The sequence below is a fragment of the Streptomyces sp. 135 genome, assembly GCF_020026305.1.
Taxonomy (GTDB): Bacteria; Actinomycetota; Actinomycetes; order Streptomycetales; family Streptomycetaceae; genus Streptomyces.
The window spans coordinates 5,178,385-5,202,569 of the sequence record NZ_CP075691.1 but is presented as its reverse complement, the minus strand read 5'-3'; the positions used below and the strand labels follow the sequence as shown (position 1 = coordinate 5,202,569).

Here is a 24,185-nt window from a genome sequence, read left to right as displayed (position 1 = left end):
TTGACGATCGGCGCCGTCGTGCTGGGCGGCGCGGGGGCGGTGACGTACGCGGTGGCCGGACCGAACTCCGGGAACCAGCCCGGCACGGACCCGCGCGCCAAGCGGCCGGCAGGCGTGCACGATCTCGCGCTCAAGGCCGACGGGGCCGCGGGGCGGGGGCTGCCGCGCACGTCGACCGAGCGGTTCTCGCTGCTGGGCGTCTCGTGGAGCGACGCCACGCAGGAGCTTGCGGGCACCGCGCAGGTCCGCACGCGCGCCCTCGGCTCCGGGAAGTGGAGCGGCTGGCGCAGCCTGAAGCCGGCGCCACGGCTGCCGGAGAAGGCCGGGGCTGGCGTGCGTGCCGCCTCCGAGCCGCTCTGGGTGGGGCCCTCGGACGGTGTGGAGGTCCGGGTCACCGCGGCCGACGGGTCGCCGGACCGCGAGCTGCCGAAGGGCCTCGAGGTCAGCCTCGTGGACCCGGGCGTGACGGCCGCGGAGGCGAAGAACCCCGCGCTCGACGGCGGCGCGAACAGAGATGCGGGCACCGCCACCTCCCCGGACGGCACCGTGCCGCCCACGGCCCCCGAGGAGACCGTGCCCCCCACGGTCCCCGGTGAGCCGACAGACGCGCCGTCCTCGCCGTCCGCTCCGCCGTCGGCCTCCGGCGAGCCCGGGCCCCCGAGCGGCTCCCCGGCCCCCACCGGCCCCGCGACCGGTGCCCCCACGGACCCCGCCACCGGCACCCCCACAGGTCCCGCGACGGGCGCCCCCACCGGCCCCCCGTCCGGCTCCCCCTCGTCGACCCCGAAGCCCACCCCCACCAAGCCGACGCCGCCGCCGTCGACGGTCAACCGGCCGCCGGTCATCACCCGCGCCGCCTGGGGCGCCGACGAGTCGCTCGTGAAGGACCCGGCGGAGTACGGCGAGAAGGTCGAGGCGGTCTTCGTCCACCACACGGCCGGCACGAACGACTACAGCTGCGCCGAGTCCCCCGCGCTGATCCGCGCCCTGATGACGTACCAGGTGCGGACCGAGGGCATGAACGACCTCGGCTTCAACTTCCTCGTGGACAAGTGCGGCCGCGTCTTCGAGGGCCGCGCGGGCGGCGCCGACGTACCCGTGCGCGGCGAGCACACCGAAGGCTTCGACGGCGAGTCGACGGGCATCGCCGTCCTCGGTGACTTCGAGGGCGACGCGGCGGCCGGCTTGCCCGCGGGCAAGCCGTCCCGCGCCGCCCTGGAGTCGGTGGCGCGCGTGGCGGCCTGGAAGCTCGGCCAGTACGACGGCGACCCGTCCGGCGAGGTCACGCTGACCGCGTCCGCCGACACGGGCGTGTGGAAGAAGGGCGAGCAGGCCTCCCTGCCCACCATCTCCGGTCACCGCGACGCCTCCGCGACCCCTTGCCCCGGCAAGAACCTGTACGCCGAGCTCGACGAGGTCCGCCGCTACGCGGACAGCGCGGGCGCGAACTCCGCGGCCGCGACCGCCGACTTCAACCGCGACGGCATCACCGACCTGGTCGCCGGCACCCCGAAGGCGTCGAGCGGCCGCGGCCGGGTGACGGTCGTGCCCGGCGGCCTGGACGGCCCGGTGGGCGGCTCGAAGATCTCCCTGACGCAGACGAGCACCGGCGTCCCCGGCGTCTCCGAGGCCGGCGACGAGTGGGGATCGGCCACCGCGTGGGGCGACCTGAACGGCGACGGGCACGCGGACCTCGTCATCGGCGCCCCCGGCGAGGACGACTCCTCGGGCCACACCGACCGCGGCGCGGTCACCATGCTGTACGGCCCGTCCTTCACGTCCGGCACGGACATGCAGCTCTCGGACGACTTCAACTACGCCAAGGCCCGCTTCGGCTCGGCGGTCACCGTCGGCGACTTCAACGCCGACGGCAAGGCGGACGTCTTCGCGGCGGCGACCGGCACGGGCGGCTCGTGGGCCGCGCGCCTGGACGCCGACCGCGAGTCGGGCGGCAGCCTCACCCCGGGCGACACGGCCGTCGCGTACGCCGACGCCGCGTCCGGCGACTTCAACCGCGACGGCTACGCGGACGTGGCCCTCACCTACCGCGACCAGGCGGGCAAGGGCAAGGTCGCGTGGTTCAGGGGCGGCCGCTCGGGCCTGAGCCGGGTGGGCGTCCTGTCCGTGCCCGGCGGCCGTTCGGTCGCCGTGGGCGACGTCAACGGCAACGGCTACGACGACCTGGTCATCGGCCAGCCGTACACCTCCGAGTCCGGCGCGCACGCGGGCGGCCAGGTGACCGTGGTCCCCGGCACGTCGACCGGGTTCACCACGACGGGCATGAAGACGGTCCACCAGGCGACGAGCGGCGTGGTCGGCGCCGCCGAGTCGGGTGACGCCATGGGCTGGTCGGTCTCGGCGGGCGACTACGACCTCGACGGTTACGCGGACGTCCTCACGGGCGCCCCGGGCGAGGACATCACCCGCGCCGGCGTCGACCGCAAGGACGCCGGCACCTCCCTGCTCCTGAAGGGCTCCGCGTCCGGCCTCACCGGCACCGGCGCGCTGGCCTTCTCGCAGGACGAGCCCGACGTCCCCGGCTCCACGGAGACCGGCGACCGCCTCGGCTCCTCGGTCACGCTGGCCGACCTGTCCGGCTCCGGACGGGCGGACCTGGCCATCGGCGCCGAGGGCGAGGACGCGGGCGACGGCACGGTCCTCCAGCTGGACAGCGGCGCTTCCGGCGTACCCGGCGCGAGCGGCGTCTACTACACGCGTACGGTGCTTGGCACCCCGGCGGGGGCCCGCCTGGGCCAGGCGCTGACGCCGTAGCGACGCGGACACCGGCACCGGCACAGTGATGACGCCACGCGCCGTTCCTCCTGGCAGGGGGGCGGCGCGTGGCCGTTCGGCGGATGTCAGCGGGTGTCGCTGGGCACCCGGCAGTCCTCGGGCTGGTGCCTGCCCTCGGGCCAGCCGATGCCGACGAACCGCAACTTCTCGGTGCGCGGCTCCAGTTCGACCACGGCCACCGGCTTGTCGTAGGCGTTGCCCGCGTTGGTCAGACAGATCCAGCCGCTGGTCCCGCGGACCCGGTTGACCGCTTCGAGGCGCCGCCACATGTCGGAGACCCGTCCGAGGGGCGGCACCGTCCCCTCCGTCTGGGCGTTGGCGAGCAGCACGGCCTTGGCGACGGTGCGCACGCCGTCGTACACCAGCATGGTGCGGGAGTCGTCCAGGCTGGTCGGCCCGATCTCCCCGGCGCTCCCCTTCCCGATCAGCGCGCGCAGCTTGTTCAGTTCCTCCTGCGGTTCGGTGAAGTACGCCGGGCGGTCCTTGCGGTCCTTCTTCCCGCTCAGCAGCCTGTCCCAGGCCGCGGGGTGCCCGGGGGCCGCGTACTGCACCGCGATGACGGGTTCCTTCCCGCCGCCCCGCAGCCGCGCCCAGTCGTCGGGCTTCATGTAGCGCTCCAGGGTGGCCGCGCCCGAGCCGCTGATGATGGTGTACTTCTTCCCCCGGCACTGCACGTCGGCCAGCTTCAGGGCGAAGAGCCGCAGGTGGACGGGGCGGCCCGCGAAGTAGACGTAGCGCGCCGTGGACTGGCAGATGTTCTGGGCGATGAGGGTGAAGTCGTTGCCCGTGTCGCCCGGGGCGGTGATCGAGGGGGACTGGAACGTCTGGTCCTTGGGCCCCGGCGGGCCCTTCTCGTCGCGGCCGAACGCCTTGGCGAGCGAGTCGTTGTAGATGTCGTGCGGCCGCTCGTCCCGGACCAGGACGGTCTGCTCGTCCCTGAGTTCGCCGTGGAAGTTGGCCAGCGCGTCCGCCTGCTGGCGGTTGGTCGGGATGATGCGGGCGAGGCCGGGATAGGGAACGTCGCCTGTGCTCTTCTCCGGGTTGGCGAGCTCGTCCGCGCTGACGCGGCCGGCGAGGACGGGGATGCCCAGTTCGTCGGTCAGGCGCGCGATGGCCTTCTCCGTGGCGTCCAGGCTGAGGTTGAAGCCCGTGACGGCCCGGAGGTTGACGTGCTCGTCGCGCGACATGTCCGCCAACTGGTCGACCACCCGCCGCTGCTGGGCGTAGGCGTCGCCCGGGTTGGCGAGTACGAGACGCAGCAGCGGGGTGTTCTCCTCGCGGTTGGCCCGGTACTGGGCGAGGTAGGCGCCCTGGATCTCGCTGCGGAGCTGCTTGCGCTCGGCGGCGAGGTCCGGCTTGAGCGGCAGCATGAGGGCCACGGTGACGTGCGGCTTGTCGCCGACGAACTCCTCGTTCTCCTTCGCGATGGCCCGGGCCACCTTCTCGATCTCCGGCGTGCCGAAGGCGTAGCCGGTGCCGTTGACGCCGACGCACTCACCGTCGTGCTTCTCGACGCCGGTGGCGCAGCTCTCCGGTTCGCCGACCGGGGGCAGGAACACGTAGAGCAGCACGCCCGCGGCGGCGAGGCCGAGCAGCGTGAGGATCCTGCGCGTCCAGTTGGCTCCGAACGTGTTGTACAGCCAGTTCCCGAACTGTCTCAACGCTGCCTTCCCTCTGCCGGTGAAGCCACGTATCGCCTGGTCAGCCGAACCCGATGTGCTCCGTGCACCCGCACCGCCGCAACGGCTGCTTGTCCTGCGCCCGGTCTCCCCACTCCCGGGCCATGCGGACGAGCAGCGCGGCCCCCTCCGCCGCCCTGGCCACGTCCGCCCCTTCGGGGCCCTGGTCGCGCACCGCCTCGTCGGCGATCCGCGCCAGCTCCTCGCTGAGCCCCCGCAGCGGACCGCGCAGCGCGCCCGGCACGGTCTCGTCCAGCGGCTGCGTCCGGTCCTCGGTGAGCCACACCGCGTGCAGCAGCCGGTCGATCAGCCGCCGCCGGGTGTCGCCGTGGACGTGGACCTCACCCAGGGCGCGGGCGTACCGGTCGTCGTCCGCCCCGATCAGCGCGGCGTCCGCGATGGCGAGGAGCTCCTCGCACCACTCGGCGGTGGGGCGGGTGAGGAAGGTCCCGGCCAGATACCGCGTGACGAGGTCCGCGCCGTCGGAGGCGAGGAGGTGGTGCATCCGGTGCGCGCCCGCGGTCCTGAACAGCGCGTCGGGGTGGTCGTTCCCCAGGTCGCGGTAGTGGCCCTGGAGCAGCGCGTGGTCCGTGTGCCAGGCGGCGCCGCCGGGCCGCAGGAGGTGGAGCCGCCGCGTCAGGAGACGGCGCAGGCCGAGGTCGCCGATGAAGTGCCGGGGGCAGCGCGGCCAGCCGCTGTCCTCCAGGAGGTCGGCGATGAGGTACGCGGACAGGTGATCGTCCCGCCCCTCCTGCACCGCGCGCATCAGGGTCTGGGCGCACTCCGCGTCGTGCGCCACCGACAGGTGGGTGAGCAGGTCGAGCCAGTGGCCTCGGTGCTCGGGCGGCAGCTCCTCGGGGCGCTGGCAGGTGACGAGTTCGTCGATGAGTACGTCGGCCACGGGCCGGTCGGCCACCCGGCGCCCCTCGCCGTCGTCCCTCGCGGGGACCCGGGCGTCGAGGAGCGTCCAGTCGGTGCAGTCGGCGCGATCGTCGGTTGCCGGGAACGTCAGGGCGGCGGCCGCCTCCCCGAGCCGGGTCACGAACAGCGGCCTGCCGCCGCTCAGCCGGTGCACACCGCTGTGGATGCGCAGCCGGACGGCGGTGTCCGGCTGCTCCTGGTCCCCCCGCAGCCTGCTCAGCTCGGCCTTCTGCTGGTCGCGGGTGAGCACGGGCATGCGGACGAGCAGGACGCCGCGCCACAGCGGCGCGTGATCGGGCACTCCGCCCGGCGGACGGCTCCAGTCGGGCAGTGCTCCGGTGAACGGCTCCCATCCGGCCATCTCCGCCGGAGCGCCGCCCGCGCGGTGGAGGAAGCGGCCGCCGTCCGCACGCCGGGCGGTCGCGAGGACGACGAGCCGGTCGTGGTGGCCGCGCTCGCGGTCCTCCAGGACCGGTTTCAGCAGCCGTCTGCCCAGGTAGTTGTCCGCGTGGTCGAGGAGCAGGGCGGGCCGTCCCACCCGCGACAGACGCCCTCGTACGGAGCGGTAGGCGGCGTCGACGTCCTGCCGCAGCGCCCGGAAGAGGAAGCCTTCGGCGATCCGTCGCGCCTCCCCGCCCTGCTGGAAGTCACCGCCCAGCGACCGCAGCCCGGCCTGGGGGTTGCCGCCGGCGCCGGGGTAGTCGCCGTAGCACTCCGCGAGGGCGGCCTTGCCCTCCGACGAGAGGCGGGCGAACAGTCCGTCGAGGAGGGCGTTGATGAAGGGCCCCGCCAGCGGCGTGGTGACCAGGCCGCCCAGGAATCCGAGGTAGTTGTTGGCCGCCCCCATCAGCACGCCGTGCCAGAACGACCTGGGCGGCAGCAGGCCCTCCAGCCGCGCCACCTCGTCCACCAGGGGCGCCGCGTGGGCGAGCCGGTCGCTGGCCGCCACTGCCGCGAGGCCGGCGTACAGCCGCGGCACGGCGATCTTGCCGCCGTCCCCCGCCCACTCCCCGTACTGCGAGGCGATCTGGCGCAGCGCCTCGGTCACGTCCGAGCGGCTCGCGGGCCGCTGTTCGGCCTGCTCGCGGCAGTCGCTCAGACCGCAGTCGAGGTAGGCGGTGGGGACGCGCGGCCCGAAGCGGTCCCTCACGCACCGCAGGAGGCGCCCTTTGCCCATGCCCGGCCCGCCGACGAGCAGCACCACGGGCAGGTCAGGACCGTAGAGCAGCCCTCTCTTGCGCCCTGCCGCGGTCCTGCCGAGCAGCCGGGCGATCAAGCCGCCGTCGTCCAGCAGCTCGTCGAATCCGAGTTCATCAGACACGGGACTCTCCGTGGCATTGACGGCCGGGTCGCCGGTGATGGCTCGTCAGGTTAACCAAGGGGTTCGGGCTTTGGTAAGAGACCGCCCGAGAGGTTTGTCCTCGCGCTGGTGAATACGCGCCGAAGTGTTGTATAAACGGCCGGATTTCGGGATCGCCTGTTGTGTTGCGTCGCTCATGGGGTGGGGAAGTTGAACAACGAAAGCACGGCAGCAGATATCACGGTAGATATCGGGGAAGTCGTCGTTCCCGAGGACCCCGACGATCCGACCCTGGTCGGCGAGATCTCGGACCGCCGCGTGCTGGCCGTCGCCGCGGTGCTGTTCGCCGTCTGCGCCGGATTCATCGCGTACGGCTTCCTCGGCGCCGCCTGAGGTGAGCCGCACCCGGGCCACGTGCAGGGCGCCCGCCCCCGCGCGGCCTGAGCACCGTCAGCCGTCAGCCGCACCCCGCGCCCGCCGCGACACCACCGCCCGCAGCACCCGCCGCCCCTCCAGGGAGACGTCCAGCGCCTGCCGCAGGCCGCCCGCCGGGCCCGCGCCCTTGTTGGCCAGGAGCTCCAGGATCTGGATCTGGCGCCGCAGTTCGGCCTCGACCAGCGGTGTCATGCCGTCCGTGCGGCCCTCGCGGCGCGCCGACACGGGGCGGGCCCCGTCCCAGGGCGTGGTGTCCAGCAGGCGGTGGACCTGGAGGGCCGCGACGGAGCAGCCGTCCGCCCACTCCCGTACCGCCGGGCCCGAGTGCGCCGCGGGGACGGCGTCGAGCATGCGCCGGGCCAGCGCGGCGACCTCGTCCGACGGTCCGCCCGCGTCCGCCGGGGCGAGCGCAGACCGGGCCCCGGCCAGTGCCTCACCCCAGTCGCCGCCCTCCGCGAGCCGCGCCCACAGGGGGCGCAACAGGTCGTCGCCGCCGCCGAGCACCGGCACGCAGCGGTCGAGGCAGGCAAGCCCACTGGCCGCGAGGCCCCGGTCGTCGGCCTGCGCGATCAGCTCCACCAGGCTCATGCTGTACGTCTCCCGTCACGGACCCTGCGCTTCACCCTTACTGCGTGCGCTGCGCCGGGAACGTCACTGCCGTCACTGCGGCACGACACCGAGCCGGTCGAGGAAACGGAAGAAGAGCTCCTCCGCCGAGGGTTCGGCGTCGGCGTTCAGCACGTCGAGGAGCGCCCGGGCCCGCACCGTGCGGCCCGACTCGGCGGCCCAGGCGACCGCGCGTTCGGCGGCGTCGGGCGGCTCCAGGAAGTAGTCCTCCACGGTCAGTCCGCCGTCGCCGAGATAGCCGGCCATCGCGCGCCGCGCGAGGCAGGTCGTCCACGCCCCGCTCTCGGGCGCCGCCGCCTCGACGACCACGCAGTCGCTGTCCATCACGTACCCGAAGAGCGCGGGCGCGCCCGTCTGAAGCGCCAGCGCGTTCATGTTTCCGACGTCGCGCGCGCCGTCGCCGCCCGGCACCTCCCAGACCTGCCAGCCGTCGGCCCGCCGTTCGAGCAGGGCCAGGTCGTCCCGGACGCCCGCGACCGCCGGGAACCGGGCGAGCGGCTGCTCGCTCCTGCCCACGACGTAGTACCCCCAGTAGCCCATGACGCGTCCCCCGTCGCACTCCGTACCGTTCCGCCTGTTCTGCCCGCTCTCGGCCGAATACACCACAGGGGCGGGCGAGTTCGCCACCGGACAGGGGGAAGTCACCGAGCGGAGCGGAAGTCACGGGGCGGGGGAGGGCACCGCCTGCCGCGCGGGGTCCGGGCCGGTGCGGGCCTTGGTGTCCTGCATGCGCGTGAGCCGCAGCACGAAGACGATGGCGCACACGGCGGCCGCGATGTCCAGGGCGTCCGTGAACATCATGTTGGCGACGGCCGCCTTGATCTCGTCGGCCTCCTCGGCCTTCATGTACGACTGGGTCGCCCACCGCCCGGCGAAGAGGTTCGCCACCCACAGCGTCCACCAGACGTTGACGAGCCGGTGCGAGCCGCGCTCCGCCGCCGGGTCCGGCGGCATCACGCCGTGGGGCGGCACGGCGCGGGCGGCGCTCGCGTCCCAGATGTCGACGGCGATCCGCCGCGGGAACCAGAAGTTCACGACCGGCACGAACCAGCCCCACACCGTCCAGCCGCGCTTCTTGCGGTGGATGTGCGGCTCGAACACCTCGGCGTTCACCCGCACCCGGTGGAACCAGACGAGGAAGACGACGCAGGTGGCGAGCAGCGCGGCCGTCTGCGCGATCCCGGTGTTCGCGTACAGCGCGTCGGCGTTCTCCGCCTCCCGCTCGATGTCCGCCCCGTACTCCCCGCCGACCAGCTTTCCCAGCACGTCCTGCATGACGGTGCCGGCCCACAGCGAGTAGACGTCGGTGGCGATGACGACGCCGAGCAGCACCGCGGCGGCCCGGCCGAGCCCGACGGGCGAGCGCAGCCAGGCGGGGCGCCCCTCGGCCATGGCGTGACCGGGCGGCGGGGCGGCCTCGGCGGCCGCCTGGGCGCAGACGCCGCAGTACCCCTCCGACGTCATCGCCGTATTGAACTGACATGCCTTGCACAGCATCGCTGAGCGACCCCCCACGGGTGGTTCACGGACGTATCCAGGAAGCCGCCCGCCCGTGTCCCTCCCCAGGGCGCCGGGCGGCGGCTAACGGACCGTATCAGCGAGTTTCACGAATTCGCTCCAGGAAATAGTGGGCGTGCGCGGATCCCAGAGCTTCTGGACGGTGGCCCGCAGCGGCATGCGGATACCCCGCGCGACCTGCTCCTGGGTCTGGGAACGGGCCAGATCGCACCAGACCGCGAAGGAGCCGCCGAGGATCTGGTCGTCGTACTCCGCGCTCACCGGCCGCGTGCCGCGGATCACCCGGGGGGTCCAGCTCTCGTAGATCCGCTGCCCGGTCGGATAGCGGAATTCGTTGGGCTCCCCGAGGACGTAATAGAGATACTCGTCGTTGTAATTGACGAGGTCTCGCCCGGCCTTCAGATACTCCACGGGCTCGCGGGCGCCGATCTCCTTGCCCGTCCAGTACGCGACCTCCAGGTCGTCGGCGGCCTCGGCCCGCCCGCCCCGGAAGAAGCCGTCGTTCCACGCCTTGAGCTTCTTCTCGTACGGGCGCACGGTGTCGGCCCGGTCGTTGAGCCACCCCGTCGCCAGGTCCTGCACCCGGCCGTTCGGCCCGTACCGCTCGCGGGCTGCGGCGGCCAGCTGCGGGAAGGACGCCTCGGGGTTCTCGACCGTCAGGGCGCTGTACTCGTCGGCGCCGAGGTGCCAGTAGCGGCCGGGGAAGAGCTCGGCGTACTCCTTCAGGAGGTCGTCGACGATCCGCGCGGCCTTCGGCTCGGAGATGTCGACCGCGCCGCGCGCGACGGCGCCCCGGGCGTCCCGGAGCTGGAGCGAGGGGTGCGCCCGGATGACGGCGCCGAGGTGGCCCGGCGAGTCGATCTCCGGCACGACGGTGATGTGCCGGCTCGCGGCGAGCTTCAGGATGCCGCGCACCTGGGCCTTGGTGAGGTGGTCGGCGGAGACGATCTCGGGGTGCGAGTCCGACTCGATGCGGAAGGCCTGATCGTCGGAGAAGTGCAGGCCGAGCTGGTTGAACTTCAGGTCGCCCAGCTCGCGGATCCGGTCCTCGATCCACGCCACGTCGAAGTGCTTGCGGGCCATGTCCAGCATGAAACCCCGCTGCGGCTTGGCGGGCCGGTCCCGCACGACGCCCTCGGGGGCCGTCCGGCCTGCCGCCACCTCCTGCTTGAGGGTCCGGGTCCCGTAGAACACACCGGCCTCGTCGGGCGCGGTGATCCGCACCGTCCGCGCCCTCACGGACAGGGTGTACGACTCCGGGCCGGCGTCCGCCCCGGACGTGAGCGCCAGTTCCACGTCACCCGCGCGGGCGCGTCCCTCCCCGGCGTACCGGAGTTTCAGCTCGCCGGCGATCAGGCGGCCCTCGTCGGCCAGGTCCTCGTCCCGGACGTACACGCGGCCCTTGCCCTCGGCGGGGCGCCAGCCAGGGCCGCGGGCGGCGGTGTGCTCCCGCACGGCCGGGATGGTCGCCGGGGCCTTCGACAGGGGGTAGCTCTTGCTGGGGCTCGGCGCGCGCGAGGCGGCGGACTCCTTGTCCGACGGGGGCCGGGGCGGATCCGCCGGGCCGCTCCCGTCACTCCCGCCACCGCCGGGCCACAGCGCGACGGTCAGCGCGACCGCTCCCGCGACGACGGCGCCGCCCGCGGCGGCGACGGGCCCGCCTCACCGCCGCCCCGGGCCCCAGGCGCGCCCGCGTCCTGGCGGGATCACCGCCCGGCCCCGCGACAGGCCGTTCCCGCGCCACACCACAAGCACCAGAAGTCAGAGCCATTACGCCACGCTACGACGCACCCCCGGCGGGCGCCCGTCCACACGACGCGGCGAAACTCTCCCTTCCGGATGAAATTCGCTCATCCATCGGACGCCTCCTCCCCCGCCTCGCTACCGTTACGTCCCACACTGGCACCACCTGTACCACCGGCGCCGCCCCCACCGACGCCACGAGCACTGCCGGCACCGCCAGCGCCCACCGCACCGTCCTCCCGCTGTCGCCGCCCGTCCCAGCCGCCCCCTGCCCAGGAGCACCCGCTGTCCCCGCACCGTTCCTCCCGACTCCCCGGCGCCGGCGCCCCCGCCGCCGCCCCCGTCGTCACGCCGGAACGGCTGAACTCCGCCACGCCGGGCGCGGCCGAGGCCGCCCTCCTCACCTGCTGCGGAAGCCTGCGCTGGGCCCGCCGCGTCGCCGCCCACCGGCCCTATCCGGACCTCGACGCGCTGCTCGCCGCCTCCGACGAGGCGGCGTACGACCTCTCGCCCGCCGACCTCACCGAGGCCCTGGCCCGCGAACCCCTCGACCCGCCGGGCCCCCGGTGGGGAGCGCCCCGGGCCACGTACACCGCCGCGCACACCGCACTGCGCGCCGCCCAGGCCGCGTACGAGAGCCGCTTCGGTCACACGTTCGTGATCTGCCTCGACGACGTCGCCTCCGACGAGGCCCTGGACCATCTGCTCTCCGGCCTTCGGTCACGCCTCGGCAACGATCCGGAGGAGGAACGCGCCATCGCCGCGGACGAACTGCGGCTCCTGGCCCGCGGCCGCCTCACCCGCCTCACCCTGCGCCACACCGGCGCAAACACCGCCGATATCACCGCTGATGACGCCGCGGAGCCCACTCGTCCGCCCTCGCGCCCCGATAGCCCGTACGTGCCTGTTTGACTGCCTGTTTGATCACACCGGCGGCCCCGGCGCAGGGCTACCGACAACTCGTCGATACGATGACGGGCGGCCGGTGGACCGTACCCGGCCGGGCTCGTCCGACACCGAAGCCGGCCGGCCCCAACCCCCGCTCCCGGAGGAACTTCCGTGCCGGCTGGAACGCTGTACCGCGGCCGGGAAGGAATGTGGTCCTGGGTGGCTCATCGAGTCACCGGCGTCCTCATCTTCTTCTTCCTGTTCGTGCATGTGCTCGACACCGCTCTCGTCCGCGTCTCCCCGGAGGCGTACGACGACGTCGTCAGCACCTACAAGACGCCCCTCGTCGCACTCCTCGAGTACGGCCTGGTCGCCGCCATCCTCTTCCACGCGCTCAACGGCCTGCGCGTCATCGCCGTCGACTTCTGGTCGAAGGGACCCCGCTACCAGAAGCAGATGCTCTGGACCGTCGTCGGCATCTGGGTCGTCCTGATGGTCGGGGCGCTCTACCCCGTCCTCGGCCACGCCGTCCGCGAAGTCTTCGGGAGCTGACGCCAGACATGTCTGCTGACACCACGCTCGATAAGTCCGGAACGTCCGGGGCCTCCGGAGTCGGTCCCGTCGAGGGCGCCTCGCTCTACGACGTCGACCACCCGGCCCCGCTCATCGAGGCGCCCCGCAAGCGCACCTCCAAGACCCCGCGCTCGACCCGCGGCAACTTCGAGATGGCCGCATGGCTCTTCATGCGCCTGTCCGGAGTCGTCCTCGTCGTCCTCGTCCTCGGTCACCTGCTGATCCAGCTGGTGCTCGACGGCGGCGTCTCGAAGATCGGCTTCGCGTTCGTCGCCGGCCGCTGGGCCTCGCCGTTCTGGCAGGTCTGGGACCTGCTGATGCTGTGGCTCGCGATGCTGCACGGCGCCAACGGCCTGCGCACGGTCATCAACGACTACGCGGAGCGCCCGAACACGCGTCTGTGGCTCAAGGGCCTGCTGTACACCGCCACGGTGTTCACCATCCTTCTGGGCACGCTGGTGATCTTCACCTTCGACCCGAACATCCGCTAAAGCCGAGGCGACCCCAGTGAAGATTCACAAGTACGACACCGTCATCGTCGGCGCGGGCGGCGCCGGCATGCGCGCCGCCATCGAGGCGACGAAGCGCAGCCGCACCGCCGTGCTCACCAAGCTGTACCCCACCCGCTCCCACACGGGCGCCGCGCAGGGCGGCATGGCCGCCGCGCTCGCCAACGTGGAGGAGGACAACTGGGAGTGGCACACCTTCGACACGATCAAGGGCGGCGACTACCTGGTCGACCAGGACGCCGCCGAGATCCTGGCGAAGGAGGCCATCGACGCGGTCCTCGACCTGGAGAAGATGGGCCTGCCGTTCAACCGCACGCCGGACGGCACCATCGACCAGCGGCGCTTCGGCGGTCACACCCGTAACCACGGCGAGGCCGCCGTGCGCCGCTCCTGCTACGCCGCGGACCGCACCGGCCACATGATCCTCCAGACGCTGTACCAGAACTGCGTCAAGGAGGGTGTGGAGTTCTTCAACGAGTTCTACGTCCTCGACCAGATCATCGTCGAGGTGGACGGGGTCAAGAAGAGCGCGGGCGTCGTCGCGTACGAGCTGGCGACCGGCGAGATCCACGTCTTCCAGGCGAAGTCCGTGATCTACGCGTCCGGCGGCACCGGCAAGTTCTTCAAGGTGACCTCGAACGCGCACACGCTCACCGGTGACGGCCAGGCGGCCTGCTACCGGCGCGGGCTGCCGCTGGAGGACATGGAGTTCTTCCAGTTCCACCCGACCGGCATCTGGCGCATGGGCATCCTCCTCACGGAGGGCGCCCGCGGTGAGGGCGGCATCCTCCGCAACAAGGACGGCGAGCGCTTCATGGAGAAGTACGCGCCGGTCATGAAGGACCTCGCGTCCCGTGACGTCGTCTCGCGCTCCATCTACACGGAGATCCGTGAGGGCCGCGGCTGCGGTCCCGAGGGCGACCACGTCTACCTCGACCTCACGCACCTCCCGCCGGAGCAGCTGGACGCCAAGCTCCCGGACATCACGGAGTTCGCGCGCACGTACCTCGGCATCGAGCCCTACACGGACCCGATCCCGATCCAGCCGACCGCGCACTACGCCATGGGCGGCATCCCGACCAACGTCCAGGGTGAGGTCCTCGCCGACAACACCACGGTCGTCCCGGGCCTGTACGCCGCGGGCGAGGTCGCCTGTGTCTCGGTGCACGGCGCCAACCGCCTCGGCACCAACTCGCTCCTGGACATCAACGTCTTCGGCAAGCGCGCGGGCATCGCCGCCGCCGAGTACGCGGCGAAGGCCGACTTCGTCGAGCTGCCGGAGAACCCGGAGGAGCTGGTCGTCTCCCAGGTCGAGCGCCTGCGCGACGCCACGGGCACCGAGCGGGTCGCCGAGCTCCGCAAGGAGCTGCAGGAGACCATGGACGCCAACGTCATGGTGTTCCGCACGGAGCAGACGATCAAGACGGCGGTGGAGAAGATCGCGGAGCTCCGCGAGCGCTACCTCAACGTCTCGATCCAGGACAAGGGCAAGCGGTTCAACACCGACCTCCTGGAGGCCATCGAGCTGGGCAACCTGCTCGACCTCGCCGAGGTCATGGCGCAGTCCGCGCTGGCCCGCAAGGAGTCCCGCGGCGGTCACTACCGCGAGGACTTCCCGAACCGCGACGACGTCAACTTCATGCGCCACACCATGGCGTACCGCGAGGTCGGCGACGACGGCACGGAGACGATCCGTCTCGACTACAAGCCGGTCGTCCAGACCCGCTACCAGCCGATGGAGCGTAAGTACTGATGGCTACCCCGACCCTCGAGAAGGAAGACGCCAAGCCCGAGGCGGGCTTCGCCGACTCCCCGTACATCACGATCACCCTGCGCGTGCGCCGCTTCAACCCCGAGGTCTCGGCGGACGCCACGTGGGAAGACTTCCAGCTGGAGATCGACCCGAAGGAGCGTGTCCTCGACGCCCTCCACAAGGTCAAGTGGGACATGGACGGCACGCTGACGTTCCGTCGCTCCTGCGCGCACGGCATCTGCGGCTCGGACGCCATGCGGATCAACGGCAAGAACCGCCTCGCCTGCAAGACCCTGATCAAGGACATCAACCCGGGCAAGCCGATCACGGTCGAGCCCATCAAGGGTCTGACGGTCCTGAAGGACCTGGTCGTCGACATGGACCCGTTCTTCCAGGCGTACCGCGACGTGATGCCCTTCCTCGTCACGAAGGGCAACGAGCCGACGCGCGAGCGTCTGCAGTCCGCCGAGGACCGCGAGCGCTTCGACGACACGACGAAGTGCATCCTGTGCGCCGCGTGCACGTCCTCGTGCCCGGTGTTCTGGAACGACGGCCAGTACTTCGGCCCGGCCGCGATCGTCAACGCGCACCGCTTCATCTTCGACTCGCGTGACGAGGCGGGCGAGCAGCGCCTGGAGATCCTGAACGACAAGGACGGCGTGTGGCGTTGCCGCACGACGTTCAACTGCACGGACGCGTGCCCGCGTGGCATCGAGGTCACGAAGGCGATCCAGGAGGTCAAGCGTGCGCTGATCACGCGCCGCTACTGATCCCCGCGCGTCCTCGTACGCGTACGCCGTCATGGGCCCCGCTCCTGCGAAGGAGCGGGGCCCATGTGCGTGGCCGGCCGGACCGGCGATAGCGTCGTCGACGCGCACGCGCATCCCCCACCCCCACTGTCCCGTTCCCCCCACACACCCCAGGAGTTCACAAGTGAATCGCCCCATCCGGCTCGTGACGGCCGCGCTGACCGTGTCGGCGGCCCTGCTGTTGGCCGCGTGTGGTTCGGGAGGCGGCGAGGCCTCCGACAAGATCGAGGGCGCCGACAGCAACGGCGGCGGCAAGGCCTCCGCTTCGGCGCCAACGAGTACGAAGCCCAGCGGGGCGAAGCGGCCAAAGATCAAGCTGCCGGGGTCGTTCCGGGCCGACTTCGTGGGGTGGCACCACAGTGACCCCAAGAAGCAGGCCATCCTGGACGACGGCAAGGAGCGCCTCAGGGCCGAGTACGCGGCCATCATCGAAGGGAACCCGCAGGCGAAGCCGGTGGCCTTCTACACCTCGCAGCAGGCGCTGACGTCCTCCAGGGCATACATCCAGGGGTACGTGGGCAACAACCACACCTTGGTCGGCGAGGCCAGGGTGTTCAACCCCCAGGTATCGCTCTCCGACGCCGGGGGTGGCGTGCTCTTCTACTGCGTGGATGAGAGCAAGGGCTACACCGAGGACCGCGGCACCAAGAAGAGGACGGGTACGCCCGACGACGTGAACCCCGTCCTCCAGTACCGCACCACCCTGAAGGAGACGAAGCAGGGCGTCTGGAGCACCGTCTCGCTCGAGACGGAGCGGGGCGGGTGCGACAAGTGATGCCGTGGAGGAGGGCACTGCCGTTGCTCACCGCGACGGTTCTCGCGCTCGGCGCCTGTCCGACGGCGGCCCAAGCGTTCGGGGAGGACGCCGACCACCCGCCTGCGGGCCCGTCCGGCGGCGCCTCCGGCGACACCCTCACAGCCGGAGTCGGTACGCGCGTCACGGTCCGGCAGGTCAGCGGCCCCAAGGGCGGCTCGTCCGCGAAGCCCGTCGCACCGGTGGACCCGAATTGGAAGCCGCCCGCGTGCTGGTATGAGCCGGTGGCGACCCCCGAGCAGTTGAAGGCCAGTGTCGAGAGTCTCAAGAAGGGTGGCGACCTGGTCCATGTGACGCCTTCGCTCAGCTGGGGTGAGGAACTCATGGTGAACCACTACGAGAAGGGCGAGACCCAGTCGGACGGCGCCGAGGGATACAAGAACTTCAACATCGGCAAGAAAGGCAAGTTCTGGCGCGGGGTCATGAACCCCGACGTCAAGGACACCATTGAAGCCCGGCAGTGCGAGACGAACCTTTTCTGGCAGGACGCCGACACCGTCCCGGACATCGAGAACGCTCCCACGCCCAAGATCCTGGCCGAATACGCCTACAACAAGGTCAAGGTCCCCAAGACCGAGGTCGAGCTGAAGCCCGAGGGCAAGTCGACCGTGAACCTGCCCACTTGGGTGTGGCTGGACAAGGGCGAGTTCGAGCCCGTCAAGGTCCGCGCCGAGCTGCCCGGCACGGGGATCTGGGCGGAGACCACCGCCAAGCCGGTCGGCCTCCACCTGGAGCCCGGCACCTCGGACGCGGAGACCTTCCCCGCCGACGGTGACTGCCCGGCCGACGAGGACGGCGGCATCGGGACCCCGTACACGAAGGGTTCCGCCAAGGAGGACCCGCCGTGCGGCATCAAGTACCTGCGGGCCACCGGAGGGCAGTCGTACGAGATGAAGGCCTCGATCACCTGGGAGATCACCTGGGAGGGGACGGGCCGTGCCGGTGGCCGCCTGCCCAACGGCACCTTCGAGGGCACCCAGGACGTCACCGTCCAGGAGATCCAGTCGATCAACCGCTGAGCGGCCGTCGTCACGCGCCCCTCAATGCGGGCCAGATGGGGGCGCTCAGGGCGCCGTTCTCGCGCGCCTGCGCCCCCGTCGCCGCCACCGTCCTACGCTGACGGGATGTCAGACAACCAGTCGGTCGGCCTGTCCGTTGACCAGTTCACCGACCCGCCCGCGGGCCGCCGCGCCGACCCCGCCGCGGAGCTCCTCGGCTTCGACAACGTCCTGCTTCCCGTGGGCGACCTCGGCGAGGCCGTCGGGTTCTACGAGCGCGCCGGGTTCCCGGTCTCGTTCCGGCTCGACGAGATCGGGCTCGCCATCCTGAAGGTGGGCAAGGAGACCCCGGGCGTCCTGCTGCGCGTGGAGGACGGCATCGTGCCGCGTACGCCGCCGTGGCCCTCACCCCGCGTATGGCTGGAGGTCCCGGACGCCCGCGCCAAGGGCCGGGCCCTCGCCGACGCGGGGGTCGTGCTGCTCGCCGAGCCGTTCTCCGTCGCCACCGGCTGGACCGTGGAGATCGCCGACCCGTGGGGCAACGTCATCGGCTTCACGGACTACCTCAAGCGACCGGAGCTGGCGCGCAGCTCCTGAAGCGGCGGGCGGTCGGCGTCACCCCTCGCTCCCCCGCTCCGCCCCCGCGTCCCGCTCCGCCATCAGCATGATCCGGCGCAGCATGTCGGCCAGGAGCGCGCGCTCCCGCGCGGGGAGCGCGCCGAGCAGGCGCTCCTCCTCGTGGCCGAGGACCGCCATCGCGCCGCGCCACGTCGACCTGCCCGCCGCCGTCAGCTCCACGTCGACCCGGCGGCGGTCCTTCCGCGAGGGCGTACGGCGCACCAGGCCACGGCGCTCCAGGCCGTCCAGGCGGCCGGTGACGGAGGCCGGCGCGAGGTCCAGGTCCGCGGCCAGCTCCGAGGGGCTCGCGGCGCCCCCGCGGCCCGCCAGCTTGTGCAGGGTGTCGAACTCCTGGCGGTCCAGCTCGAAGTCGACGAGGGACTGTTCGCGTACGCGGCGCAGGTGGACGGTGAGCCTGCTCATGCGGGTGACCGCGCCCTCGATGTCCGGGTCGAGCGTGGGCAGCACCGGCAGCCACCGCTCGACGTGAGCGTCGGTCCAGTCCCGGTCCTGCTCCTGCCGCTTCTCCGTCATGTGCCGACCCTAACCCTCTTCCCTTCGGGGTCAGATATTTCGTTGACGAATAATTCGTAAGCGAAATACCGTCCCTGTATGCCGCTGCCGCTGTCCCGCCTCCGGGACCACCCGCTCCTCGGTAACCGTCCCTTCCGGCTGCTCTTCCTCGGCCGCACCCTCTCCCTCATCGGCGACGCCGTCATCCCCGCGGCCCTCGCCCTCGCCGTGCTCCGCGCCACCGGATCCAGCTCCGCCCTGGCCCTCGTCCTCGGCTGCGCGATGGGGCCCCGGCTGCTCCTGCTGCCGCTCGGCGGAGTCGTCGCGGACCGCTTCGACGCCCGTACCGTCGCCCTCGTCACCGACCTGGTGCGCTGCGGGGCACAGCTCTTCGTGGGCATGGAACTGCTGGGCGGCGAGCCCCGGTTGTGGCACATCGCCGCCGCGGAGGCCGTCGGCGGCGCCGCCTCCGCCTTCGCCATGCCGACCCTGCCGCGGCTGATCACCGGCGCGGTCGCCGAGAAGGACCGGCACGGCGCCAACTCCCTGTTCGGCGTCGTCAGGAGCGGCACCCAGCTCGCGGGGCCCGCACTCGCCGGGCTGCTGATCGCCTCGGCGGGCCCCGGCTGGGCCTTCGTCCTGGACGCCGTCTCCTTCGCCGTCAGCGCCTGCCTGCTCTCGGCCGTCCGCATCCGCCACGAGGCGCCCGCGGGGCCGCGCCGCTCGCTGCGCAAGGATCTCGTCGAGGGCTGGCAGGAGGTGCGCCGCCGGGACTGGTACTGGACGAGCCTGGTCGCCCACGCCGCCTGGAACGGCGCCGCCGCCGTCCTCATGACCCTCGGTCCTGCCCTCGCCGTGGAGGAGTTGGGCGGCGAGGAGGTGTGGATCGGCATCCTCCAGGCGGGCGCGGTCGGGCTGCTGCTCGGCTCCCTGCTCGCCGGACGGGCCCGGCCGAAGCGGCCGGTCCTGATGGCCAACCTGGGCCTGGCGACGTACGCCCTGCCGCTCGCGCTGCTCGCCGCCCAGGCCCCCGCGTCCGCCGTCATCGCCGCCTACGGCCTCGCGCAGGCCGGGCTCGGCTTCCTCAGCCCCGTCTGGGCGACGTCGGTGCAGGCGGCGATACCGTCCGGCGTGCTGGCCCGCGTCACGTCGTACGACTGGCTGCTCTCGATGGCCGCGATGCCGCTCGGTTACGTCCTGGCGCCGCTCATGGCGAACGCCTGGGGCGCCGGCCCGCCGCTGTGGATCGCCGCGGCCGTCGTGGGCGTGGCCTGCGCGGGGACGGCGGCGGTGCCGGGCGTCCGCCGGTTCACGCTGCCCGTCAGCACGGCCGAGCCGGAACGGGGGCCGGGCGGCCTCCCGCCGGCCGCCGAGAAGGTCATCCCCCTCAAGCCTCCCGCGAGGCCAGCTCCACCACCGTGATGTCCGACGGCGCCCCCACGCGCACCGGCGGCCCCCACGCGCCCGCGCCCCGGCTCACGTAGAGCTGCGTGTCGCCGTACCGCTCCAGGCCCGCGAGCGTGGGGTTGGCGAGGTCCGCCACGAGGTTGCCCGGCCACAGTTGGCCGCCGTGGGTGTGACCGGAGAGTTGCAGGTCGACGCCGTGCTTCACGGCGTCGTGGATGACCACCGGCTGGTGCGCGAGGAGCACCGAGGCCCGTGAGCGGTCCCGGTCGCCGAGGGCCCTGGCGAAGTCGGGGCCCTCGCCCTCGTCCTCGCCCGCCACGTCGTCGACACCGGCGAGGTCGAAGCCGGGCAGCTCCGTACGGGCGTTCCGCAGCGGGTGCAGGCCGAGTTCGCGTACGTGGTCGACCCACTGCTCGGCCCCGGAGAAGTACTCGTGGTTGCCCGTGACGAAGTACGCGCCGTGCCGCGACCGCAGCCCGGCGAGCGGGGCGGCGGCCGGGCCGAGGTCCTCGACGCTGCCGTCCACCAAGTCGCCCACCACGGCGATCAGATCGGGCTGCGTGGCGTTGACGGTGTCGACCACGCGCTGCGTGAAGCCGCGCCCGAGGATCGGCCCGAGGTGGACGTCGCTGACGACGGCGATCCGGAACCCGTGCGCCCCGCGCGGCAGTTTGGCGAGCGGCACGGTGACCCGCTTCACCTTGGGCCCACTGAGCACGCCGTACGTCCCGTACCCGACGGTTCCCACGGCGGCGGCGGCAACGGCGCCCCCGACGACCCGGGACACGAAGAGGCGGCGGGAGGGAGTGGGGGTGAGGGTGGGGGTGACGGGGGCGGCGGGGGCGGCCTCTACGGAGACGGGCTTTTCGGAACCGGCCTCTACGGAGACGGGCTCCTTGGGCGCGGCCTCTACGGAGGCGCGCTCCCCGAACTCGCCCTCTACGGAGTGCCCCGTCTCCCTCCCGGACCGCGTCCGGCCGATCCACCACCCCAGCAGCGGCCGCACCAACTCCCCCACCAGCAACGCCAGCAGCAGGTAGAGCGAGAGGGCCAGCCACAGATAGCCGGGCCAGGCGAGGATCCGCTGGAGCGGGAAGGGCGCACCGGCCCGTCCGGCCACGAGCGCGGTGAACATCAGCAGCGGCCCGGCCACGAAGACCACCGTGCCGGCGCGCCGGGCGCGCCCCGGCCCGGCCGTCGTGTCGCGCACGAGCCGGCGCCACGCGTACCAGTGGAGGGCGGCGAAGGCCGCGAGCACGGCCAGGCCCACGAGGACCCCGAGAACGGCCATGGCTATGACGTACGGCGCAGAGCGCGGATTCCACGGAACCCGATGGTCCCTACCACCGTCCCCAAGACAAAGGAGACAACGGCGAGCGTCAGGTGCACCCAGAAGTACCCGGTCGGGTCGCCCGCGTCGTCGAAGGCGAGCCCGCTGCCGTCCTTCCACAGGTTCTTGACGAAAGTGATCCAGATGAACCAGCTCCACACCCCGAAGGCGAGCAGGAACCAGGAGACTGGGCGGCTGAGCTTCATGCGTTCAGTATCGCGAGGCCTTCCCGCGGGCCCCCGCCGGGGTGGGGCCGACGGAACACAGCACACCTCGGCGGTGGATCCCACAACCGCGCCCTGTACGTTCTCGTCCGTGTCTGCCACCAGAAGAGCCGCCTTGCTGCTCGCTTCCGCGACCGTGCTGACCCTCTCGGCCACCGCCCCCGCTTTCGCGGACGGCAAGCCGGGTGACGACGACCAGCCGAAGCCGCCCGCCTCGATGTCGACCGTAGGCGGCGCCCTGCTCGGCAAGCCCGGCACCCAGGTGAAGCTCAAGGCGGACGCGCCGGTGCTGCCCAAGGACCTCACGGCGCGCTCCTGGATCGTCTCGGACGCGGAGTCCGGCGAGGTCCTCGCCGCGCACAACGCGCACTGGCGGCTGCCGCCCGCGAGCACGCTCAAGATGCTCTTCGCGGACACGGTCCTGCCGAAGTTCCCCAAGACGCAGAAGCACAAGGTCGCACCCTCCGACCTGGAGGGCATCGGCGCGGGCAGCAGCATGGTCGGCATCAAGGAGAACGAGACGTACTCCGTCCACGACCTGTGGCTCGGCGTCTTCCTGCGCTCCGGCAACGACGCGGTGCACGTCCTGTCCGCGATGAACGACGGCGTCGCACAGACCGTCAAGGACATGCAGAAGCACGCCGAGGAGCTCCAGGCCCTCGACACCCATGTCGTCTCGCCGGACGGTTACGACGCCAAGAACCAGGTCTCCTCGGCGTACGACCTGACGCTGTTCGCCCGCTCCGGGCTTCAGAAGAAGGACTTCAGGGAGTACTGCGCGACGGCCACCGCCCAGTTCCCCGGAGAGACGAAGAAGATCAAGAAGGGCAAGGACAAGGGCAAGACGAAGCGCGGGTCCTTCGCGATCCAGAACACCAACCGGCTGCTCACCGGTGACCTCGGCCTCAGCCCCTACAAGGGCATCGCGGGCGTCAAGAACGGCAGCACCACGAACGCGGGAAACACCTTCACCGGTGTAGCCGAGCGCGACGGCAAGGTCCTCCTTGTCACCGTCATGAACCCCTCCTCCGGAGAGGCCCACGCGGTCTACAAGGAGACCGAACGGCTCTTCGACTGGGGCTTCAAGGCCGCGGGCAAGGTCGAGCCGGTGGGAGAGCTGGTCGCGCCGAAGGGTGCCACGGGCGCCGGCAAGGGCGCACCGGGCGGTGACGGCAAGAACAGCGCCGCCGCGAACATGACGCACTCCGCCGACGGGGGGTCGGGCGGCGGCATGGGCACCGCGCTGGCCATCGCGGGCGGCGTGGTCGTGGTGCTCGCCGGGGGCGTGTTCCTCGTCAGGCGCCGGATGCCGCTGCCCGGTCAGGCCGGCCGGGGTCCGGGTCAGGACTGACGTCGGCGCGGTCCGCTGCTCGTGACGCCTTCTGCGTCGCCGTCCAGGCGGCGCAGAACAGCAGCAGCTTCGCCGTGAAGTTGATCCACAGGAGCAGCGCGACGGGCACGCCGAAGGCGCCGTACATGCTCTTCGCGGCGACGCCCTTCATGTAGCCGCCGAGCAGCAGCTTGAGCAGCTCGAAGCCGGCCGCGCCGATCAGTCCCGCGGTGATGAGGTCGCGGCGGTGCGGCTGGACGCCGGGCAGCAGGGTGAGGACGTAGAGCAGCAGCAGGAAGTCCGCGAGGACGGCGATCGCGAAGGCGGCCGCTTGGAGCAGGACCGCGCCCCAGCCCGTCTCTTCGATGCCGAGGAGGTCGGCGGTGCGGCCGACGGCGGACGAGGCGAGCGCGGAGGCGGCGAACGAGGCGAGGCCCGCGCCACCGAGCCCGATGAGCACCCCGGCGTCCTTGACCTTGCGCAGGACGGGGTTCTCCTCCTCGTCCGCCAGCTCCCAGACGGCCCGCAGGCACTCCCTCATCGAGCCGACCCAGCCGATGCCGGTGAAGAGCAGCAGGGCGCCCGCGACGAGGCCGACGGTGCCCGCGTTGGCGACCAGGGCGTCCAGGTTCAGCTGGTCGGAGATGCCCGGGACCTGCTCGGCGAGTTTGTTCTCCAGGGTGTTCTGCTGCTTCTTGGAGAGCGTCGCCGCGGCGATCGCGGCGGCGACGGTGATCAGTGGGAAGAGCGCCAGGAAGCTGATGAACGTCATCGCGGCCGCGAGGCGCGTCCAGTGGACCAGGTCGAGCCGTTCATACGCGCGCCACGCGTGCGTGCGCATGCCCTTCTCGACGAGCGGCCCGATGCCGGGCAATTTCTTCAGCCAGTCCATGTCGCCTCCGTCGCCTCCCTGCCTGCCGTCCTGTCAGTCGTGCCCGAAGTCCCGCCCGACACGCGGAATACCAGGGTCCGGGTTCCCCAGAACCGTAGAACGGTGGCGAGGGCCATGCCGATCCCGGCGCCCGACACGGTGTCCGCGTGCTGCGAGGTGAAGCCGAGCCCGTAGTGGGACACGGCGATGCACAGCAGTTGGACGAGGGCGCCGGCGATGTTGACGGCGAAGAACACCGCGTACTGGCGCAGCCGTGAGACTCCTGCCGCCTTGCGCCGGTAGGTGCCGAGCGCGTTGCCCGCGTACGCCACGGAGCAGCCCGCTACGAAGGAGAGCGATTTGGCGGTCAGCGGGTCGAGTCCCACGGGCCCGCGCAGCCAGATGAAGAGGCCGAGGTCGGCGGCGTACGCGCAGATCCCGGCGGCGGCGAAGCCGAGCAGCTCGGGCCCGAGCGACCGCAGCCGCGCGCGTAGGGAATTCCAACTCACCGGCGTCCGCTCCCGCCCGGTCC

Annotated in this window: 23 protein-coding genes; 12 read left to right on the top strand and 11 right to left on the bottom strand. The window is 72.1% G+C overall.

The annotated features are described in order from the left end of the window. Complete coding sequence (locus tag KKZ08_RS23585) at positions 1-2,772, top strand: FG-GAP-like repeat-containing protein (protein WP_223776341.1); 2,772 nt, start codon at positions 1-3, stop codon at positions 2,770-2,772. 86 nt (positions 2,773-2,858) lie between these two features. Here the strand turns inward: KKZ08_RS23585 and KKZ08_RS23580 are convergent, their stop codons facing one another. Together KKZ08_RS23580 and KKZ08_RS23575 are read right to left on the bottom strand one after the other, a co-directional pair. Then, entirely contained in the window at positions 2,859-4,454 is a 1,596-nt protein-coding gene (locus tag KKZ08_RS23580) for an amino acid ABC transporter substrate-binding protein (RefSeq protein ID WP_223776340.1), read from the bottom strand. Positions 4,455-4,494: 40 nt separating this feature from the next. Beyond that, positions 4,495-6,714, bottom strand: coding sequence for a hypothetical protein (locus tag KKZ08_RS23575; RefSeq protein WP_223776339.1), 2,220 nt, complete (start codon positions 6,712-6,714; stop codon positions 4,495-4,497). 189 nt (positions 6,715-6,903) lie between these two features. On the opposite strand from KKZ08_RS23575, the gene KKZ08_RS23570 reads away from it, so the two are divergent. Next, on the top strand, positions 6,904-7,086 hold the full coding sequence (locus KKZ08_RS23570; protein WP_223776338.1) for a hypothetical protein: 183 nt from the start codon (positions 6,904-6,906) through the stop codon (positions 7,084-7,086). Positions 7,087-7,143: 57 nt separating this feature from the next. Here KKZ08_RS23570 and KKZ08_RS23565 read toward each other — a convergent pair whose 3' ends face one another. The 4 genes from KKZ08_RS23565 to KKZ08_RS23550 all read right to left on the bottom strand — a co-directional run bounded on the left by KKZ08_RS23565 (position 7,144) and on the right by KKZ08_RS23550 (position 10,884). Next, positions 7,144-7,716 (bottom strand): hypothetical protein, encoded by a 573-nt coding sequence (locus KKZ08_RS23565; protein WP_223776337.1) that lies wholly within the window; start codon positions 7,714-7,716, stop codon positions 7,144-7,146. 72 nt (positions 7,717-7,788) lie between these two features. After that, on the bottom strand, positions 7,789-8,295 hold the full coding sequence (locus KKZ08_RS23560) for a hypothetical protein (protein WP_223776336.1): 507 nt from the start codon (positions 8,293-8,295) through the stop codon (positions 7,789-7,791). 120 nt (positions 8,296-8,415) lie between these two features. Next, positions 8,416-9,219, bottom strand: coding sequence for a DUF4328 domain-containing protein (locus KKZ08_RS23555; protein ID WP_223776335.1), 804 nt, complete (start codon positions 9,217-9,219; stop codon positions 8,416-8,418). A gap of 117 nt (positions 9,220-9,336) precedes the next feature. Beyond that, a complete protein-coding gene (locus tag KKZ08_RS23550) occupies positions 9,337-10,884 on the bottom strand; it encodes a glycoside hydrolase family 20 protein (RefSeq protein WP_223779155.1) in 1,548 nt (515 codons plus the stop codon). Positions 10,885-11,376: 492 nt separating this feature from the next. Between KKZ08_RS23550 and KKZ08_RS23545 the strand changes: the two genes are divergently transcribed. The 8 genes from KKZ08_RS23545 (at position 11,377) to KKZ08_RS23510 (ending at position 17,957) form a co-directional block, all read left to right on the top strand. Next, positions 11,377-11,928 (top strand): 2-oxo-4-hydroxy-4-carboxy-5-ureidoimidazoline decarboxylase, encoded by a 552-nt coding sequence (locus KKZ08_RS23545; protein ID WP_223779154.1) that lies wholly within the window; start codon positions 11,377-11,379, stop codon positions 11,926-11,928. Between the two features lie 147 nt (positions 11,929-12,075). Beyond that, positions 12,076-12,456, top strand: coding sequence for a succinate dehydrogenase, cytochrome b556 subunit (gene sdhC / locus KKZ08_RS23540; protein ID WP_076684883.1), 381 nt, complete (start codon positions 12,076-12,078; stop codon positions 12,454-12,456). Between the two features lie 8 nt (positions 12,457-12,464). Continuing rightward, positions 12,465-12,968 carry a succinate dehydrogenase hydrophobic membrane anchor subunit gene (locus KKZ08_RS23535; RefSeq protein WP_223776334.1) on the top strand — a complete coding sequence of 168 codons (504 nt, stop codon included), beginning with the start codon at positions 12,465-12,467 and terminating at the stop codon, positions 12,966-12,968. Between the two features lie 16 nt (positions 12,969-12,984). Beyond that, entirely contained in the window at positions 12,985-14,739 is a 1,755-nt protein-coding gene (gene sdhA, locus KKZ08_RS23530; protein ID WP_223776333.1) for a succinate dehydrogenase flavoprotein subunit, read from the top strand. Then, positions 14,739-15,509 (top strand): succinate dehydrogenase iron-sulfur subunit, encoded by a 771-nt coding sequence (locus tag KKZ08_RS23525; RefSeq protein ID WP_223776332.1) that lies wholly within the window; start codon positions 14,739-14,741, stop codon positions 15,507-15,509. The genes sdhA and KKZ08_RS23525 overlap by 1 nt, the downstream gene beginning before the upstream one ends. Before the next feature lie 163 nt (positions 15,510-15,672). Further along, positions 15,673-16,323 carry a hypothetical protein gene (locus KKZ08_RS23520; RefSeq protein ID WP_223776331.1) on the top strand — a complete coding sequence of 217 codons (651 nt, stop codon included), beginning with the start codon at positions 15,673-15,675 and terminating at the stop codon, positions 16,321-16,323. Between the two features lie 23 nt (positions 16,324-16,346). Continuing rightward, entirely contained in the window at positions 16,347-17,381 is a 1,035-nt protein-coding gene (locus KKZ08_RS23515) for a hypothetical protein (protein ID WP_223776330.1), read from the top strand. A 105-nt stretch (positions 17,382-17,486) separates the two neighbouring features. Then, entirely contained in the window at positions 17,487-17,957 is a 471-nt protein-coding gene (locus KKZ08_RS23510) for a VOC family protein (RefSeq protein ID WP_223776329.1), read from the top strand. Positions 17,958-17,975: 18 nt separating this feature from the next. Here KKZ08_RS23510 and KKZ08_RS23505 read toward each other — a convergent pair whose 3' ends face one another. Beyond that, on the bottom strand, positions 17,976-18,512 hold the full coding sequence (locus KKZ08_RS23505; protein ID WP_223776328.1) for a MarR family transcriptional regulator: 537 nt from the start codon (positions 18,510-18,512) through the stop codon (positions 17,976-17,978). Between the two features lie 78 nt (positions 18,513-18,590). Here KKZ08_RS23505 and KKZ08_RS23500 point away from each other — a divergent pair, with 78 nt between their 5' ends. Beyond that, complete coding sequence (locus tag KKZ08_RS23500; protein WP_223776327.1) at positions 18,591-19,913, top strand: MFS transporter; 1,323 nt, start codon at positions 18,591-18,593, stop codon at positions 19,911-19,913. Here KKZ08_RS23500 and KKZ08_RS23495 read toward each other — a convergent pair. Then, a complete protein-coding gene (locus KKZ08_RS23495) occupies positions 19,879-21,189 on the bottom strand; it encodes a metallophosphoesterase (RefSeq protein ID WP_223776326.1) in 1,311 nt (436 codons plus the stop codon). The two genes, KKZ08_RS23500 and KKZ08_RS23495, sit on opposite strands and share 35 nt — an antisense overlap. Before the next feature lie 2 nt (positions 21,190-21,191). Continuing rightward, a complete protein-coding gene (locus tag KKZ08_RS23490; RefSeq protein ID WP_125514575.1) occupies positions 21,192-21,434 on the bottom strand; it encodes a hypothetical protein in 243 nt (80 codons plus the stop codon). Between KKZ08_RS23490 and KKZ08_RS23485 the strand changes: the two genes are divergently transcribed. Then, positions 21,373-22,803, top strand: coding sequence for a DUF5136 domain-containing protein (locus KKZ08_RS23485; RefSeq protein ID WP_223776325.1), 1,431 nt, complete (start codon positions 21,373-21,375; stop codon positions 22,801-22,803). The two genes, KKZ08_RS23490 and KKZ08_RS23485, sit on opposite strands and share 62 nt — an antisense overlap. Here the strand turns inward: KKZ08_RS23485 and KKZ08_RS23480 are convergent. Both KKZ08_RS23480 and KKZ08_RS23475 read right to left on the bottom strand, forming a co-directional pair. Continuing rightward, positions 22,748-23,674 (bottom strand): YihY/virulence factor BrkB family protein, encoded by a 927-nt coding sequence (locus KKZ08_RS23480; RefSeq protein ID WP_223776324.1) that lies wholly within the window; start codon positions 23,672-23,674, stop codon positions 22,748-22,750. The two genes, KKZ08_RS23485 and KKZ08_RS23480, sit on opposite strands and share 56 nt — an antisense overlap. Continuing rightward, entirely contained in the window at positions 23,662-24,162 is a 501-nt protein-coding gene (locus KKZ08_RS23475; protein WP_223776323.1) for a GtrA family protein, read from the bottom strand. The genes KKZ08_RS23480 and KKZ08_RS23475 overlap by 13 nt, the downstream gene beginning before the upstream one ends. Positions 24,163-24,185 lie beyond the last annotated feature (23 nt).